Raw genomic sequence first — 18,923 nt, 5'->3', positions numbered from 1 at the left:
ATGCTGGAGGTATCAGAAGTGCGAATGCTGACGTGAGTAACGACAAAACGGGTGAAAAACCCGTTCGCTGAAAGACCAAGGGTTCCAGTCCAACGTTAATCGGGGCTGGGTGAGTCGACCCCTAAGGCGAGGCCGAGAGGCGTAGTCGATGGGAAATTGGTTAATATTCCAATACTTCTGTGTAATGCGATGAGAGGACGGAGAAGGTTAAGTCAGCCTGGCGTTGGTTGTCCAGGTGGAAGGTTGTAGGCATGTATCTTAGGCAAATCCGGGGTACTCTATGCTGAGAACTGATAGCAAGCTGTACTTGTACAGTGAAGTGGCTGATACCATGCTTCCAGGAAAAGTCTCTAAGCTTCAGTTACACAGGAATCGTACCCGAAACCGACACAGGTGGTCAGGTCGAGTAGACCAAAGCGCTTGAGAGAACTCTGCTGAAGGAACTAGGCAAAATGGTACCGTAACTTCGGGAGAAGGTACGCTGCTGACGGTGATGGGACTTGCTCCCTGAGCTATTGGCAGCCACAGAAACCAGGCCGCTGCAACTGTTTATTAAAAACATAGCACTCTGCAAACACGAAAGTGGACGTATAGGGTGTGATGCCTGCCCGGTGCTGGAAGGTTAATTGATGGGGTTAGCGTAAGCGAAGCTCTTGATCGAAGCCCCAGTAAACGGCGGCCGTAACTATAACGGTCCTAAGGTAGCGAAATTCCTTGTCGGGTAAGTTCCGACCTGCACGAATGGCATAATGATGGCGGCGCTGTCTCCAGCAGAGGCTCAGTGAAATCGAAATCGCTGTGAAGATGCAGTGTACCCGCGGCTAGACGGAAAGACCCCGTGAACCTTTACTGCAGCTTGACATTGAACTTTGACCTTACTTGTGTAGGATAGGTGGGAGGCTTTGAAGTTGGAACGCTAGTTCCAATGGAGCCGTCCTTGAAATACCACCCTGGTAATGTTGAGGTTCTAACTCTGCCCCGTAATCCGGGGCGAGGACCATGTCTGGTGGGTAGTTTGACTGGGGCGGTCTCCTCCTAAAGAGTAACGGAGGAGTACGAAGGTGCGCTCAGCGTGGTCGGAAATCACGCGTAGAGTATAAAGGCAAAAGCGCGCTTAACTGCGAGACCCACAAGTCGAGCAGGTACGAAAGTAGGTCTTAGTGATCCGGTGGTTCTGTATGGAAGGGCCATCGCTCAACGGATAAAAGGTACTCTGGGGATAACAGGCTGATACCGCCCAAGAGTTCATATCGACGGCGGTGTTTGGCACCTCGATGTCGGCTCATCTCATCCTGGGGCTGAAGCAGGTCCCAAGGGTATGGCTGTTCGCCATTTAAAGAGGTACGCGAGCTGGGTTTAGAACGTCGTGAGACAGTTCGGTCCCTATCTACCGTGGGCGCTGGAAATTTGAGAGGATCTGCTCCTAGTACGAGAGGACCAGAGTGGACGAACCTCTGGTGTACCGGTTGTGACGCCAGTCGCATCGCCGGGTAGCTATGTTCGGAAGGGATAACCGCTGAAAGCATCTAAGCGGGAAGCCTACCTCAAGATAAGATTTCCCTAGGAATTTATTCCTCTAAAGAGCCGTTCGAGACTAGGACGTTGATAGGTTGGGTGTGGAAGCACGGTGACGTGTGAAGCTGACCAATACTAATTGCTCGTGAGGCTTGACTATACAACACCCAAACAGTTGTTGTATTCAAGATAAATTCAATACATAACTTGATTTAGTGTGAAAACTAGTTAAAATGCTGAACACAAAGTTAGACTCAATATCTAATCCGTTAATAACTCTTTGGTTCGTAAGTAAGGCAGACATGAAGTGAAAACACAACATGATCAGTAAGACCCCAAAACACCACAACAGTTTGCTGGCGACAATAGCAAGAGTGAACCACCTGATCCCTTCCCGAACTCAGAAGTGAAACCTCTTAGCGCTGATGGTAGTGTGGCCTTTGCCATGTGAGAGTAAGTCATCGCCAGCTTTTAAATCTAAACACCCCTAACCTAACGGTTAGGGGTGTTTTATTTGGCAAAGAGTTTTATATTATGAATGATTTTCTGTAGGAAGTTAAAGTAATCGAACCAATTGAATATTTTTTTAATTTTAAATTTTGCCAAGCGCTTGCTTGGTTTTTATAGTTTTGATACCTTAGTGCTTACTAAATACTCGAAAACAATGATCAATAATTATTAGGAAGCAAGCATGCTACTCAACCCTTTATATTACACCGAGCAACATTTAGCCTTTGCTGAGAGTGTTAGGTGCTTTACTGAAAAGGAAATTAGTCCTTTTATCACTGAATGGGATGAAGCAGAAACCTTTCCGAGAGAACTTTACAAAAAGGCTGCTGATATTGGCTTGCTTGGTGTGGGCTTTGATGAAAATTATGGTGGTATTGCAGGAACGGATGCATTTTATACTCTGCTTGCCTCAGTGGAGTTGGCGAAGTGCGCATCAGGTGGTTTGGCTGCATCATTGCTTTCACATACGATTGGAACACCACCAATTCAGCATTTTGCTCAAGAAGAGGTCAAGGCTGAAGTTTTACCACAAATTTTGTCAGGAGAAAAAATCTCTGCATTGGCAATTACTGAACCTAGCGGTGGTTCGGATGTTGCGGCTTTAAAAACCAAAGCGGTTCGAGATGGTGATGATTATATTGTCAGTGGTGAAAAGACCTTTATTACATCGGGTATTCGTGCGGATTATTATACTGTTGCAGTGAGAACTGATCCCAATGCCAAATGGGCAAATGGCATTTCTATGCTGTTGATAGATGCACATAGTGAGGGCATTAGCAAATCCAAGTTGGATAAGATGGGCTGGTGGGCATCGGATACCGCGCATTTGCACTTTGATAGTGTGCGAGTACCAGCCAAAAACTTACTTGGTGCTGAAAATATGGGCTTCTTTGTCATTATGAACAACTTTAACATGGAGCGATTTTTTCTTGCAGCCAGTAGCTATGGTTATGCGTTGGTTTGCTATGAAGAAGCTTTAGATTGGGCTAAACAGCGACAAACTTTTGGTAAACGCTTAATTGATCATCAAGTTGTTCGTCATAAGCTAGTAGATATGGCGACACGTTTAACTTCAACTCGTGCGTTATTGGAAGATACAGCCTATCGTTTAGGAAAACCAGAATTGCAGGGTAATGAACTGATTGCACAAATTTGCATGCTTAAAAATGTAGCAACACAAACCATGCAATTTTGTGCTGATGCTGCCGTTCAGACTTTAGGAGGGATGGGTTTTATGCGTGGCACAAAATCTGAACGTATCTATCGTGAAGTGAAAGTGAATATGATTGGTGGTGGTGCAGAGGAAATTATGAAAGACCTTGCCAGCCGCCAACTCGGTTATTAAGCGAAATTTTAAGACTTTAAACCATGATGAGATTGGTCTAAAGCCGTATTTATAAAAGAACAACTCGTTAAATAATAATTTAGGAAGAATAGCATGGATGGCTTATCACTTAACCCGATTTATTACACAGCAGAACATCGAGCTTTTGCAGACAGTGTCAAACGTTTTGTAGAAAAAGAAATTTCACCTTATGTGAATGAATGGGATGAGGCAGGAATATTTCCACGAGAACTTTATCAAAAGGCTGCAAGTGTTGGTTTAATGGGTCTCGGCTATGATGCTGAACATGGTGGCATTCCCGATGCAGATGCCTTTTATGTCATGTTGGCAGCAATTGAGATGGCAAAAGCTGGATCTGGTGGTGTGCATATTTCGCTTATGATCCATAGCATTGGAACACCACCCATTCATCATTTTGCTCAACCTGAGATTCGTAATGAAGTTATGCCACAGATTATTGCAGGTGAAAAAATATCAGCCTTGGCAATTACAGAGCCTAGTGGCGGTTCTGATGTCGCTTCAATTAAAACCAAAGCAGTTCGAGAAGGAGACCATTATATTTTAAATGGTGAAAAGACCTTTATTACCTCAGGGATTCGTGCTGATTATTATACGGTTGCTGTAAAGACGGATCAGCAAGCACAAGGCGCCAAAGGTATTTCTATGTTACTGGTCGATGCAAATAGCAAGGGAATAACCAAATCACCTTTACAGAAAATGGGTTGGTGGGCATCAGACACAGCGCATTTGCATTTTGACAATGTCCAAGTCCCAGTTAGTCATTTGTTGGGTGAGGAAAATGCTGGTTTTAAAGTCATTATGAATAACTTTAATATGGAGCGTTTTTGGCTAGCAGCGATGGCATATGGTTATGCCTTGGTCTGTTATGAGGAAGCCTTAGATTGGGCAAAACAGCGTCAAACTTTTGGAAAGCGCTTGGTGGATCATCAGGTGGTTCGCCACAAACTTGTAGATATGACAACTCAATTGACTACAACACGAGCATTATTAGAAGATACAGCTTATCGAATGGGACAAAAACAGTTACAAGGGGCAGACCTCATTGCACAAATTTCGATGTCAAAAAATGTAGCGACTCGTACCATGCAATTTTGTGCGGATGCGGCTGTGCAAACTTTGGGTGGAATGGGTTTTATGCGTGGAACGAAATCCGAACGAATTTATCGTGAAGTCAAAGTGAATATGATTGGTGGTGGTGCTGAAGAAATCATGAAAGATTTGATTAGTAAGCAGCTAGGCTATTAATACCTATGATGAATAAAAAGTGCGGTTAATTTCCGCACTTTTTATTTTCAAATTTATTCTAGTTCAGCTAATTCTTCTAAAGAGATTTGGCGGATTTCAAATATAGGTTGTTTCAAAAATGAGTTCAAAGTTTTTATATCGATAAATTTTATATTATCTAAGGCAATACCTTCGATACTGTCTTTTTCAGCATCGTAACGAATATCTGGAGTTTGTTCGATAAATTGTTTGAATAACAGTGGACTATCGCTTAATTCTGCAAGAGGTTTGTCCATTAAAGCTTCAAACGCATAGTCGATTGCATAAATATTGGCTTCCCACGACACATCACTAAAGTTTTCATCTTGACTTGAAATGATGCTGCCAGTTTCATAGCCACTAAAATAGTCTTCTTCAGAGTTGATCCAAAGTACATAACAGGGCTGTGATGCATCAACTTCTAATAATTGGTACCAGACAATACCTGAGATTTTAGCAAATTCAAAAGCATCATCTTCATTCAATTTAGGAATTTCACCATCATCTATATTAAAAGTTTTTCCTGTTTTTTCTAAAATTAAAGCTTCAAGTTTTTCGTAGATTTCATCATCTACTTCACCATTGCCAATGTCATAGTTACATAGTTCATCATAGTATAAGCCTTCGACGACTAGTGATTTGTATGCCTTTTCAGCTTCAGCTTTATCTTTATAAATCTGCTTGATCGCCCCAGTTGAAACACAATTGGTCAGATGCCATTCATCATTATAGGCAAAGTCATTTTGACGAATCACGTATTGGATATTACTCATTTTTATTTCCCCTTAAAATTAAGCGATTTTCATTTTTAAGTCTTGCAGTTTGGCTGCACTTGGTGGGACAGCCATCCCATTGTCCATCCAGAGTTCAAAACGCATTGGATTGAAAAAGAAGTCTGGACTAATATCGAAATCAATAAATTTGGCTTCGCCTTTTCCCATCATGGGAAGAATGGTATTGATAAACCAACTATTGTGAGTGATCAGTAAAGATTTTAGTTGTCCTGTCACTGATAATGGCGAGAGTAGTGTTGCTGATAGCTTTGGGTCATCAATCACATCTGAGTGGAATTTTTCTAAACGTTTTGCCAGTCCATCAGTCGGAATATCCTGCATGGCTGCAACGAAGTCTCCAATGGTTGGAATAAAGCGGTGGTGGAAATCCACCAGTAAATGATCTTTTTCGCACAGGTCTTTGACCTCGATACTTTTACCCGCACTATTTTCAAAGTGATGTCCAAAGATTGGAATAATCACTTCCTGAACCCCCCAAAAGGTATGCAGGATACGATGGCGGTTATCGGTACAAAGCATTTTGGTGCTGTCAATCAAAGCATGAATATCAATATAATCTTCAAGCTCGCCCCCACGACGTTTTACTGAAATATTGGCATGTTGGACTGGATTCATGGCATTATTATTCTGCTGTTATATTGCTTGCAGATTAACAAAGAATTTTTACAATAGAAATACCATGATTGGGTGGAACGTTAAGTTATGTCGTCTCATATCTTACTTATTTTAAAGCCATTTCCCAAACCATTTCAGTCAGCTCATCCACTTTGACTTTACCTTCAGGTCTGTACCAAGTCACCGACCAAGAAATAGAACCACCAATCAATCGACGCCAAATAAATGCATCATGTTTAACTTTGCCTTGATCACGTAATTTTTCAATCACATTCAGCCAAACTTGCTCATATTCATTACGCATCTTTAGAAGATAGTCTTGTTTCTCTTTGGAGAGGGCAAACCATTCATGAACGAGTACGGCCATTGCTGCACCTGTATCCCCAGTAATCGAAATCAGTTCAGCTTTGATTAAATCACGTAATTGTTGTTCTGGCTCATTTGAACGTTCAGCCGCTTCTTTAAGCCGTACAAAGTTATAAATAATGGTTTGTTCCATGACAGTCGCTAAAATTTCATCTTTACTTTTGAAATGATGGAATAAGCTACCTGACTGGATACCAATAAATTCACCTAATTGGCGAACCGTGGTTTTGTCATAACCTTGTTTATAAAATAAATAAGCAGCACCAAGCAGCAAACGCCCACGTGGGCTATCGTCAAAACATACAATTTTAGGTATTTGCTCAATTGAAGTTGCGATCATGCCAGTCCGTCTATCCTATTAAATCTAGTGAGCATTGTAACAAAATTCATTTCATGAATTGTCTTATCTTTTTATAACAAGCATTTGCTTGGATTTGTCTATTTTTGCCAATACAGCATATCATTATGTCCTTTACAAACCAAGCACTTGCTTGGTAATGTTATGCCAATTTAGAAATAACAATGAGAAAGCGCATGACAAGCATCAAGCAGGATGATCAGAAGGTAATCAAAATTGGGTGTGCATCAGGCTTTTGGGGGGATACCAACACAGCCGCTTTTCAGTTGGTACATCTAAGTGATATTGATTATTTAGTGTTTGATTATTTGTCAGAAATTACCATGTCGATCATGGCAAAGACAATGATGACTGATCCAAATCATGGTTATGCATTGGATTTTGTTAGCCGTGTGATGGCACCACTGATTAATAAAATTGCTGAGAAAAAAATTAAAGTGATCAGTAATGCTGGCGGTGTTAATCCTTTAGCGTGTCGTGATGCCTTACAAAAAATAATTGATGAAAAAGACTTGGATTTAAAAGTTGCTGTGGTACTTGGGGATGATGTATTACCCAAACATGCTGAGTTACTGAAACAAAATGTTCAGGAAATGTTTAATGGTGATGCTTTACCACATCATGTAGCCAGCAGTAATGCCTATTTAGGGGCGATTGCGATCCGTGATGCCTTGGATTTAGGTGCGGATATTGTGATTACGGGGCGGGTGGTCGATTCGGCGGTTGTGCTTGCACCCCTACTGCATGAATACAAATGGTCACTGGATGATTATGACAAGTTGGCACAGGGTTCATTGGCAGGGCATGTGATTGAATGTGGTGCTCAATGTACAGGTGGTAATTTTACCGATTGGCGTTTGGTGCAGGGCTTTGACAATATGGGCTTTCCAATTGTAGAAGTCAGTGCCGATGCTTCCTTTATTGTGACTAAACCACAAGGCACAGGTGGTTTGGTTTCAACAGCAACAGTCGCAGAACAAATTGTTTATGAGATTGGTAATCCTCAAGCTTATTTGCTTCCTGATGTGACGGCTGATTTTAGCCAAGTTCATTTAGAGCAAATCGGTGAAGATCGAGTAAAAGTTACAGGTGCGACTGGTCGTGCACCAACGCAGCAATATAAAGTCAGTGCTACCTATGCGGATGGTTATCGTGTTTTAGTGAGCTTCTTAATTGCAGGTCGTGAAGCACCTGAAAAAGCGCAAACCATTGCCGATGCGATTCTAAATAAATGCGAACGTGTATTGGCTTTACGTTCAGTTCCGCCATTTAGTGAAAAATCGGTGGAGATTCTGGGTATCGAAAGCACCTATGGTTCGCATACTAGAGTGAAAGATAGCCGTGAAGTGGTGGTTAAGATTGCTGTGAAACACATGTTTAAAGAAGCCTGTATGTTCTTTGCTTCGGAAATTGCACAGGCATCTACAGGTATGGCACCTGCATTAGCGGGGATTGTTGGTGGTCGTCCTAAAGCTTCGGCAGTGGTGAAGCTTTTCTCTTTCTTAATTGATAAAGATCAAATCAAGGTTGAGGTGGATTTTGCAGGGCAACGTCATCCAGTTCAGATTCCAACAGGTTTAGCTCCACAAGATATTAACCTGCATTCAGTGGGTGAAGTGGCGAGCTATCAAGGCGATGAAATTGAAGTGCCGTTAATTGAAGTGGCACATGCGCGCAGTGGCGACAAGGGTAATCATAGCAATATTGGGGTGATTGCCCGTAAAGCAGAATATCTACCTTGGATTCGGGCAGCACTGACAGAAGCCAATGTTGCAGACTATATGCAGCATGTACTTGATCCTGAAAAATCAAAAGTGATTCGTTATGAATTGCCAGCCATGAATGCACTGAATTTTATGTTGGAAAATGCATTGGGTGGTGGTGGGATTGCCAGTCTACGTATTGATCCGCAAGGTAAGGCATTTGCACAGCAATTGTTAGATATGCCAGTCAAAGTACCAGCACAACTGTTAGAAAAATAAGTAAGGATGTAAATCAAATGAGTTATCAATCAATTTTCAGGGCAGATGCATTTGCTGACAAAGTGATTGTCGTGACAGGCGGAGGTTCTGGTATTGGTCGTTGTACCGCACACGAATTGGCTTCTTTGGGCGCTCAGGTGGTGATCACAGGGCGCAAAATTGAAAAGTTAGAAAAAGTCAGCCAAGAAATTTTAGAAGATGGTGGCAAAGTCCATTTCATCGTCTGTGATAACCGTGATGAAGAACAAGTCAAAAACATGATTGCGGAAGTGATTGAAAAATTCAGCAAACTGGATGGCTTAGTCAATAACGCAGGTGGGCAATTTCCATCTGCACTTGAAAGTATTTCTGCCAATGGCTTTGATGCGGTAGTGCGTAATAACTTGCATTCAACTTTTTACCTGATGCGTGAAGCCTATAACCAATGGATGGCAAAACACGGCGGTAGCATTGTCAATATGGCTGCCGATATGTGGGGCGGTATGCCAGGAATGGGACATTCTGGTGCAGCACGTTCAGGTGTGGATAACCTAACCAAAACCGCTTCAGTCGAGTGGGGACGTTCAGGCGTTCGGGTTAATTGTGTCGCGCCGGGTTGGATTATTTCTTCTGGTATGGATAACTACAGTGGTGACTTTGCCAAATTTATTATTCCAAGTTTGGCAGCTAATGTGCCCTTAAAACGAATGGGTACTGAGTCGGAAATTTCTTCAGCGATTTGTTATTTACTCTCTGATGCTGCTGCATTTGTTTCAGGTGTGACCTTAAGAGTTGATGGTGCAGCTTCACAAGGAACACGGATGTATCCGTTAGCAGATGCAACCAATAGCCAGTCTTTTAATGGCTTCCATCGTGCATTTATTCCTGATGTACTCAAAGATCAGATTGAAAAAGCAGAACAACAATCTGCCCAAGCGCAAGATGCAAACAAGGATTAAACCATGACGATTCTTCAATCTGAAATTGCAGTTGGTAGTGAACAATATCAACAAAATAGAGATGCTTTATTAAGCCAAATTGCAGAAGTGCGTGCCGTACAGCAAAAGGGCATTGATAAGTCTTATGCAGCAAAACCGAAGTTTGATAAGAAAGGTAAAATTCTTCCACACGAACGTGTACGTTTACTTCTCGATGCTGATTCACCTTTTGTCGAGCTATGTGGTTTGGTTGGCTACAACATGCATGATGATAAAGATGGCTCTGAAGCGGGTGGGGGTATTATCGCGGGAATTGGTTTTGTCAGTGGCGTTCGTGCTTTGGTCACTGCCAGTAATAGCGCAATCAAAGGCGGCACCATGTCACCGATGGGTGTACAAAAAACCTTACGTTTGCAAAAGATTGCGCTTGAACAAAAATTACCGATTGTGACATTGACCGAAAGTGGCGGCGCAAATTTAAATTATGCAGCCGAAGTATTTACTTATGGCGGTATGACTTTTGCCAATCAGGCACGAATGTCTGCGGCAGGGATTCCACAAATATCGGTGGTACATGGCAATGCCACCGCAGGTGGTGCGTATCAACCAGGTCTATCTGACTATGTGATTGCCGTGCGTAAGCAAACAGAAATGTTATTGGCTGGTCCCCCATTATTGTTAGCAGCAACAGGTGAAGTGGCAAAGGCTGAGGAACTCGGTGGTGCTGAAATGCATACTCAGGTTTCTGGTGTAGCTGAATATTTAGCTGAAAATGATGCTGATGGCATTCGTATTGCTCGTGAAATTTTTGAACATTTGAACTGGAAAGAACAAACCAAAAGTCTCGATCAGGATTATAAAGAACCTCGTTACTCAGCCGAGGAATTGTTAGGCATTATTCCGCAAGATCCGAAGCAACCTTTGGATATGAAAGAAATCGTGGCGCGGATTATTGATGATTCAGACTTTTTAGAATTTAAACAAGAATATGATGCGCTTACTGTTTGCGGTTGGGCAAAAATGGGTGGGGTACATATTGGAATTATCACCAATAATGGCCCCATCACACCACAAGGAGCGGTCAAAGCCGCACAGTTTATTCATCTTTGTGAACAAACCCAACGACCACTTTTATTCTTGCATAACACCACGGGTTTTATGGTCGGAACGGATGCTGAACAAAACGGCATTATTAAACATGGTTCTAAGCTGATCCAAGCAGTTGCCAACGCGACTGTACCCAAAATTTCGATCATTGTTGCTGGTTCTTATGGAGCAGGTAACTATGCCATGTGTGGACGTAGTTTATCGCCAAACTTTATTTTTGCTTGGCCAAATTCACATGTGGCGGTGATGGGTTCAGCTCAAGCTGGAAAAGTGTTGCGTATCGTGGCTGAAGGGAAGCAAAAAGCTTCAGGTATGGAGCCGAATCCACAAATGTTGGATTTTCTAGAACAAAGTACATCGATGAAATTGGAACAGCAATCGACCGCTTTATTTAATACAGCGATGTTACATGATGACGGCATTATCGATCCTAGAGATACACGTAAAGTATTGATCTTCTTGCTACAGACCATTTATGAAGCACAGCAACGCGAGTTAAATCCAACGCGTTTTGGTGTGTCTAGATTTTAATTTTTAATACCTTCATCCTAGCCTTCTCCCTGAGGGAGAGGGGAAAAACAATTTTTAAGGAAAAAAATAATGAAATTTACCGCAGAGCATGAAGCATTACGCCGTACCGCACGTCAGTTTGTAGAAAACGAACTTAATCCGTTTATTCCAGAATGGGAAGCAGCGGGACGTTTTCCGATCCATGACGTCTTTAAGAAAATGGCAGATTTAGGCTTGCTTGGTATTTGTAAGCCCGAAGAAAACGGCGGCTTGGGTTTAGATTATTCGTATAACCTCGTGGTGGCAGAAGAATTAGGACGTGCAGCATGTGGTGGTGTGCCTCTAGCGATTGGTGTACAAACCGATATGGCAACACCTGCACTTGCTCGTTTTGGTAGTAAAGAACTGAGAGAAGAGTTTCTGAATCCTGCGATTCGTGGTGAATATGTGGCTTCGATTGCAGTTTCAGAAGTGCATGCAGGTTCAGATGTTGCAGCGGTTAAAACCACCGCAAAAAAAGATGGTGATGATTATGTGATTAATGGCAGCAAAATGTGGATTACTAATTCACTGCAAGCAGACTTCTTCTGCTTACTTGCCAATACCTCTGACGACAAACCACACGTCAATAAATCAATGATTATTGTTCCTGCGAAGACTGCAGGCATTAGTTTCTCAGAACCACTGAATAAGCTAGGAATGCGCTCCACCACAACGGCTCAAGTTTATTTCGATAACGTTCGTGTACCACAGCGCAATCTGGTGGGTGCTGAGGGTATGGGCTTCATGATGCAGATGATGCAGTTTCAGGAAGAACGTATGTGGGCATGTGCAAATGCTGTCGGTGGTTTGGAAAATGTGATTCAACAAACCATTGATTATACGAAAGAACGGACGACATTTGGTCAGCCACTCATCAATAATCAATATGTGCATTTCCGTTTTGCTGAATTGATGACTGAAGTTGAAGCGCTAAAAGCACTTACTTATCAAGCTTGTGAACAACACATTGCTGGTGAAAATGTCACCATGATGGCTTCGATGGCAAAGCTCAAAGCAGGACGCTTAACTCGAGAAGTGGCGGATAGCTGCCTACAATATTGGGGTGGAAATGGCTTTATGTGGGAGAACCCTGCATCACAGTTGTATCGTGATGGACGTTTAGGTTCCATTGGTGGTGGTGCAGATGAAATCATGCTCGGAATTATCTGTAAATTGATGGATATCTTGCCGAAGAAGCAGAAAGGGTGATCTAAAGTTAATTTATATTTTAGCTATGTCTAAATCTTCCCTGAGATGCGGCTTAAGCATCGTGGTAGGGAGGATTTAGAAAGGTACAATTAAAAATGCTGAAAGATTGGTATACCTCAAGGGGCTAAAGTTTGGCTTTGCATTATCCCGATAATAAAACGAAATATTTTACCTATAACAATAGTTTTAAAATCTTTATAAAAACATCAATATTTATTTGATATCAATTATTTAATTTTTAAATTCATCGCAATTTTTTCCCTCTGGATTGTCATATTCAGGGTATTCACTTATGATGTTTGTGATGACCTACCAAAATAGAATTTTATACAAATACCCAGAATATTTAAAAAAATATTGGCCTTTTGTCGTGTGCAACATACAACACATGGAACAAAGATATGCAAAGCATAATGCAGCGGCTCCAACATAAATGGCGTATTCGCATGGTGATGACCATGATGATGATCATTGCCATCACATTGACATCCGTCACTTTTACAACAGTTAACTGGTTTGAGGCAAAGACTTTGCTTCTGGATGCCGCAACTAGCAAGGCGGAAATGACCAGTCAAATCACGGAACAAAAAGTACAACAAATTATTGATCCTGCTGAAGCATTGCTGCGCGTTCTGGCCTTTGATCCTGTGGTTGAAGCCAGCACATTGCCCCAGCGGTTGCAACGCCTAGAGGCTTTTACTACCAATTTGTATGCCAATCCATTATTAACGGCTGTGTATATTGGCTATGATAATGGTGATTATTTTCTGGTGAGTCCATTAACCAAGGCGACATTACGTCAGAGCTATCGCGCACCAGAACAAGCAAAATACGTGGTTCGCACATTGTTGGGACAGGTAGCAGAAAAGCGTACACACCAACTTTTATTCTATGATCAGCAGCTCAACCTGATTGAGCAACGTATAGATCCAGACTATGTGTATGATCCTCGGCAACGTCCCTGGTATAACAATGCGCTTGCCACCACAGATGTTGCCATTTCAAAACCCTATATTTATGCAGATACACCTTTGATGGGTGTAACACTTTCCATGCGCAGTAGTAATTCCCATGCGATTGTTGCGATGGATTTACCCTTAAATGGAATTAAGGATGCACTGCAACAATTGAGTATTACCCCCCATAGTCAAATTGCATTGGTGGATAGTCAGGGTGGAGTGATTGGGGTCAATATGGGTTCAGCTATTGATCAAGCCACATCCAACACACAAGCCCCTGCACTGCAACATTTGGAAAACACAGCTTTATTACAGTTGTGGCAGTTACCATCACAAACTCAGGTGATGACCTATCAGGCTGATGATCAACAATGGTTTGGGCGAAAGATTGAACTTGCCCAATATCGTGAACTAGGGCTACAGCTATTGGTTGCCATTCCAAGTCAAGAGCTACTCAAGGATTTGCCTGTTTATCGCCGCCAGATGATTGGGATTGCGATTGTTTTGGGGATGCTGCTTCTTGCTTTGGGGGCATGGCTTGGTCATCGTATTGGCCAGATTATTGAACAGCATATTCGTCGTGTTCGGCAGATGTCACATTTTGATTTTAGTCGTCCTAGCCCTGAGTTCAGTTTGTTGTATGAAGCCTATCAATTGACGGATGTTACGGATGATGTGAGCCGTACCATGGAAGCACTGTTAAAAATCAGTCAGGTACTGCAAGCTGAACCGCAGATTGATACCATGCTGAATAAAGTGCTTCGGTTGTTTGTAGAGGCCGCTCGTTGTGATAGTGGCGCAGTGTATCTTTACCAGTCAAAAGATAACAGTTGGCAAAAAAATGCCGCCTATGGACGACAAGATCAGGTGGATGCCGTTGCGGCACAATTGGGTAACATTGAGAATCAGCAGCCCAACCGTCATGCCCTGTGTCAGGCCTTTGCCATACGCGGGCGTGATGGACACATTTTGGGTTATGTGATTTTAGAGCATAAAGGTGATCATGAACATACGTCACAAAACTTCCTGATTTTTAGTGAACGGTTAACTGGAATGTTGGCAATTCCAATTGAAACCAGGCAATTGATTGAATCACAGAAAGCGCTTTTGGAGGCTTTCATTCTGGTTCTTGCCGATGCGATTGATACTAAGAGTGCCCATACAGGGGGGCATTGTCGTCGTGTGCCCAAACTGGCAATGATGATTGTGGATCACTTGTCAGCAGAAACACAAGGGCAATATGCTGATTTCCATTGCAATGCGGATGATCGTGAGGCTTTCCGTCTGGCGGCATGGCTACATGACTGTGGTAAGATTACCACGCCTGAACATATTATTGACAAAGCCACCAAACTGGAAACCTTGTACAACCGTATCCATGAAATCCGTACCCGTTTTGAAGTGTTATATCGGGATGCCGAGATAGCGTGTCTAAAGGCTCAACTGACAGGAACAGAACAGGCATGTGCAGAAGCTCAGCGTGATGCACAGTATGCGCAACTACAGGATGATTTTGCCTTTATTGCCAAATGCAATATTGGAGGGGAATTTTTAAGTGATGAGACGATTTTACGTTTAGAACAGATCGGGCAGCGAACATGGTTACGTCATTTTGATAACCGTCTTGGGCTATCGCTACTGGAACAGTCACTTTATCATCATCCTGCGCCGCCACTCCCCGTACAGGAGCGACTATTGGCAGATAAACCTGAGCATATCGTTGCATGGGATGAAAATTATAAACCCCATGTAGAGCGGGATGATCCATTAAACATGCATGGTTTTGACATGCAACTTCCACATTACCAAAGAAATACTGGGGAAATTTATAATCTTAGTATTCGCCGAGGGACACTGACCAGCGAAGATCGTTTTGCGATTAACAATCATATCGTCCAGACCCTGATTATGCTGACCAAATTACCTTGGCCCAAGCATTTGCAGCGTATTCCCGACCTTGCCACTAACCATCATGAACGTATGGATGGACAGGGTTATCCAAGACGCTTACAAGCGGCACAAATGTCTGTTGAGGAGCGTGTTCTGGCATTGGCCGATGTTTTTGAGGCCCTCACTGCCGCGGATCGTCCTTACAAATCTGCCAAAACCATTTCTGAGTCGCTGATGATCATGGCAAAAATGTGTCAGGAAAATCATCTTGACCGTACACTGTTTATCTATTTTGTCCAAAGTCGTTTATGGCTGGATTATGCTCAACAGTTTATTCCACCTCATCAAATTGATGAGGTAGATATAGACGCTGTGGTGCGTACCGCCAAAGCTAATCACGCATGATAATGCCTATTTTACAAACCAAGCACTTGCTTGGTTTGTAAAGTGGGGATATATTGTGAGGCATGGCTGGGTTGTGTGAGGGGCTGAGGTCATGGTCATTTGGGTTATAACAATGTCATATGTTGGGCAAGGATCTTTGATCCAGGTGATGCTGCCCCTGTGATCATGTGGTTGCGTATGACGTTGATCCTGTATAGCTAACCTGTGATTAAGAATGAAAAATTAGGAATAAAATGAGTAATCTGGATACTTTACAAGTGGATGACAGCATCCAGCTTGAACGACAAGGCAGTATTTTAACGCTATGGCTGAACCGACCTGAAAGCCGTAATGCCATGAGTCTCAACATGGTCAATGCCATTCAGCAGGTCTTTGCTCATATTGCCGAAGATAGCTCGATTCGTGCCGTAATTCTGCGTGGAAAAGGCGGGCATTTCTGTGCAGGTGGTGATATTAAAGATATGGCAGCTTTGCGTGTTGAAGCGGCGAATGTGGGCAGTTTACAGCCTTATGTTGATTTTAACCGCCGTTTTGGTGCCATGATTGAACAAGTTGATCAAGCTCCTCAAACGGTTGTTGCAATTTTAGAAGGGGCAGTGCTCGGCGGTGGCTTTGGTTTAGCATGTGTCTCTGATATAGCGATTAGTCGTGATAATGCTCAGTTTGGCTTACCTGAAACAGGGCTTGGAGTATTACCTGCACAAATTGCACCGTTCGTAGTGAAACGGATTGGGTTGACTCAAGCGCGTCGTTTGGCATTGTTAGGTTCACGTTTTAATGGTGAAACTGTGCAGAAGTTAGGTGTGATACATGAGGTTGTGCGTGATGATATTGAGCTTGAGCAATTGCTTGCTGATACCATTCAACAGATCAAACGTGCTGCGCCGTTGGCATCTCGAAACACCAAAGCATTGCTACATCGAACTTTAAATGAGCCTCTAGATTCTTTACTGGATGCTGCTGCACAGCAGTTTGCTCAAGCCGTTGGTGGGGCAGAGGGGCAGGAAGGCACGATGGCATTTATTCAAAAACGTTTACCAAATTGGACTGAGCAATGATGAAATTTTCAAAAGTTTTAGTCGCAAATCGTGGTGAAATCGCAGTTCGTGTGATGCAAACTGCCAAAGCAATGGGCTATCAGACCGTTGCTGTGTATTCAGATGCAGATGAAAATGCACGCCATGTTCAAGTTGCCGATGAGGCGGTTTATATCGGGCCATCTAAAGTTTCAGAATCTTATTTGTCGATCACCAATATTATTGAAGCCTGCAAAAAGACAGGCGCAGATGCGGTCCATCCTGGTTATGGTTTCTTGTCTGAAAATACCGATTTTGCCCAAGCTTGTAGCGACAACGGTATCACCTTTATTGGGCCAAACGCCGCTGCGATTCATTTAATGGGCAGTAAGCGTTTATCTAAAATTGCCATGATTGAAGCGGGTGTACCGTGTGTACCTGGTTATGAGGGGGATCAGCAAGAGATTGAATACTTGGCTGAGCAAGCGGAAAAAATTGGTTTTCCATTGATGGTCAAAGCATCTGCTGGTGGTGGTGGACGTGGTATGCGTTTGGTACACCAGTCGGCTGATTTGTTGGAAGCCTTAAAAACCGCACGTTCAGAAGCAGAAAATGCCTTTGGTTCAGGTGAATTAATTATTGAAAAAGCGGTGATCGCATCTCGTCATGTAGAGATCCAAGTGTTTGGTGACACACATGGCAATTATGTTTATTTGTTTGAAAGAGATTGCTCAATTCAACGCCGTCATCAAAAAGTGGTGGAAGAAGCACCATGCCCAGTAATGACATCTGAGTTACGCCAAAAAATGGGAGAAGCTGCGGTGGCGGCAGCAAAATCCTGTGATTATATCGGTGCAGGTACGGTTGAATTTTTACTGGATCAGTCTGGCGAATTTTATTTCCTTGAAATGAATACTCGTTTACAAGTTGAGCATCCTGTGACAGAAATGATTACGGGACTAGATTTGGTCGAGTGGCAACTGCGTATCGCCAATGGTGAAACTTTACCCTTGCAGCAGCATGAACTTAGTTTAAGTGGACATGCAATCGAAGTACGCTTATATGCCGAAGACCCACGTCAGGACTTCTTGCCACAAACGGGAAAAGTATTACGTTGGCAACCTGCGGGCTTTGATGCAATGCTGCCGAATGTCCGTATTGATCATGGCATGTTAGAGGCGGGTGAAATTAGCCCATTCTATGATCCGATGGTGGCGAAGATGATTGCCTATGGTAAAACCCGTGAAGATGCTATTCGCTTATTAGCGCGTGCAGTAGATGATTGTGTATTGCTTGGTGTAAATAGCAATAAACAATTTTTGGTAAATTTATTGCGTCATCCGATTATTGTGGCGGGTGATACCAATACTGCATTTATCCAGCAGCATTTTCAGGATGACGTCAGCCTACATCAACAAGTTCCAACTCTTGAAAGTCTAGCGATTGCAGCAACACTATTTGCGCAACATAAGGCTTCAAAAACGGCATGGCAAACAGGTATTGCAACGCCGCTACCATTAAAGTTGAAATGTGCAGATCAACAACTGTCACTACAAGTCGAAATGGATCAACAGCAAGTTACCGTGCGATTATGTGATCAGCATTGTACGATTCAGGTTGTAGAAATAAGCGATACTCAGATCATCTATAAGGTTGATGGCGTGCGCCGTAAATTGAGTTATGTACTTGATCAAAATCAACTCTATTTAGATACAGCGAATGGTAATTTAGTGATTGAAAATATCACCTATGCCGCACCTGAAGCTGCTGAAGTGGTAGGGGATGGTAAAATCCGTGCGCCGATGGATGGGGCGATTGTGAATCTATTGGTTAATGCTGGAGACATAGTTGTTAAGGGACAAACCTTATTGATTCTGGAGGCCATGAAAATTCAACAACAAATTAAGTCGGATGTTGATGGTGTGGTAGATGAGCTGATTGGTCAAATTGGACAACAAGTGAAAAAACGACAATTATTATTAAATGTCGCAATTGCATAAAATGTGTAAATTAAAAAGCTAGGTTCCACGCCTAGCTTTTTAATAGCTTTTCAACCGTGATCAGTGAGTGTGTAGAATTGCCTTTCGGATTAATCAATG

Annotated in this window: 12 protein-coding genes, 1 rRNA gene and 2 other annotated features; of the genes, 10 read left to right on the top strand and 3 right to left on the bottom strand. The window is 42.7% G+C overall.

Annotation, left to right across the window (positions count from 1 at the left end; all coding sequences use genetic code 11):
* Window positions 1–32 precede the first annotated feature (32 nt).
* Window positions 33–789 (top strand) — a sequence feature (23S ribosomal RNA rRNA prediction is too short).
* 1 nt (window position 790) lies between these two features.
* Window positions 791–1,662, top strand: a sequence feature (23S ribosomal RNA rRNA prediction is too short).
* 208 nt (window positions 1,663–1,870) lie between these two features.
* The 3 genes from rrf to F908_RS12320 all read left to right on the top strand — a co-directional run bounded on the left by rrf (window position 1,871) and on the right by F908_RS12320 (window position 4,636).
* A 5S ribosomal RNA gene (gene rrf, locus F908_RS12330) occupies window positions 1,871–1,985 on the top strand.
* A 221-nt stretch (window positions 1,986–2,206) separates the two neighbouring features.
* Window positions 2,207–3,370, top strand: a complete 1,164-nt coding sequence (locus F908_RS12325; RefSeq protein WP_005162374.1) for an acyl-CoA dehydrogenase family protein — start codon at window positions 2,207–2,209, stop codon at window positions 3,368–3,370.
* 93 nt (window positions 3,371–3,463) lie between these two features.
* A complete protein-coding gene (locus F908_RS12320; RefSeq protein ID WP_005162373.1) occupies window positions 3,464–4,636 on the top strand; it encodes an acyl-CoA dehydrogenase family protein in 1,173 nt (390 codons plus the stop codon).
* 53 nt (window positions 4,637–4,689) lie between these two features.
* Here the strand turns inward: F908_RS12320 and F908_RS12315 are convergent, their stop codons facing one another.
* From F908_RS12315 to F908_RS12305, 3 genes are all read right to left on the bottom strand, one after another.
* Complete coding sequence (locus tag F908_RS12315) at window positions 4,690–5,427, bottom strand: hypothetical protein (RefSeq protein WP_005162372.1); 738 nt, start codon at window positions 5,425–5,427, stop codon at window positions 4,690–4,692.
* 18 nt (window positions 5,428–5,445) lie between these two features.
* On the bottom strand, window positions 5,446–6,063 hold the full coding sequence (locus tag F908_RS12310) for a DUF6915 family protein (protein ID WP_005162370.1): 618 nt from the start codon (window positions 6,061–6,063) through the stop codon (window positions 5,446–5,448).
* 106 nt (window positions 6,064–6,169) lie between these two features.
* A complete protein-coding gene (locus F908_RS12305; RefSeq protein WP_005162369.1) occupies window positions 6,170–6,769 on the bottom strand; it encodes a TetR/AcrR family transcriptional regulator in 600 nt (199 codons plus the stop codon).
* Between the two features lie 194 nt (window positions 6,770–6,963).
* Here F908_RS12305 and F908_RS12300 point away from each other — a divergent pair, with 194 nt between their 5' ends.
* The 7 genes from F908_RS12300 to F908_RS12270 all read left to right on the top strand — a co-directional run bounded on the left by F908_RS12300 (window position 6,964) and on the right by F908_RS12270 (window position 18,824).
* The gene (locus F908_RS12300) at window positions 6,964–8,769 is read left to right on the top strand and encodes an acyclic terpene utilization AtuA family protein (RefSeq protein ID WP_005162368.1); all 1,806 of its coding nucleotides are present in this window, start codon (window positions 6,964–6,966) and stop codon (window positions 8,767–8,769) included.
* Between the two features lie 17 nt (window positions 8,770–8,786).
* Window positions 8,787–9,707, top strand: coding sequence for an SDR family oxidoreductase (locus F908_RS12295; protein WP_005162365.1), 921 nt, complete (start codon window positions 8,787–8,789; stop codon window positions 9,705–9,707).
* A gap of 3 nt (window positions 9,708–9,710) precedes the next feature.
* Entirely contained in the window at window positions 9,711–11,324 is a 1,614-nt protein-coding gene (locus F908_RS12290) for an acyl-CoA carboxylase subunit beta (RefSeq protein ID WP_005162364.1), read from the top strand.
* Window positions 11,325–11,393: 69 nt separating this feature from the next.
* Entirely contained in the window at window positions 11,394–12,554 is a 1,161-nt protein-coding gene (locus tag F908_RS12285) for an acyl-CoA dehydrogenase family protein (protein WP_005162362.1), read from the top strand.
* A 401-nt stretch (window positions 12,555–12,955) separates the two neighbouring features.
* The gene (locus tag F908_RS12280) at window positions 12,956–15,808 is read left to right on the top strand and encodes an HD domain-containing phosphohydrolase (RefSeq protein ID WP_005162360.1); all 2,853 of its coding nucleotides are present in this window, start codon (window positions 12,956–12,958) and stop codon (window positions 15,806–15,808) included.
* 233 nt (window positions 15,809–16,041) lie between these two features.
* Entirely contained in the window at window positions 16,042–16,866 is an 825-nt protein-coding gene (locus tag F908_RS12275; RefSeq protein ID WP_005162358.1) for an enoyl-CoA hydratase/isomerase family protein, read from the top strand.
* Entirely contained in the window at window positions 16,866–18,824 is a 1,959-nt protein-coding gene (locus tag F908_RS12270; protein WP_034602869.1) for an acetyl/propionyl/methylcrotonyl-CoA carboxylase subunit alpha, read from the top strand. The genes F908_RS12275 and F908_RS12270 overlap by 1 nt, the downstream gene beginning before the upstream one ends.
* Window positions 18,825–18,923 lie beyond the last annotated feature (99 nt).

This window comes from Acinetobacter sp. NIPH 284 (assembly GCF_000369425.1).
In the GTDB taxonomy this organism is placed as follows: domain Bacteria; phylum Pseudomonadota; class Gammaproteobacteria; order Pseudomonadales; family Moraxellaceae; genus Acinetobacter.
Note: the sequence above shows the minus strand (reverse complement) of the source record. Positions and strands in the feature narration are given on the sequence as shown.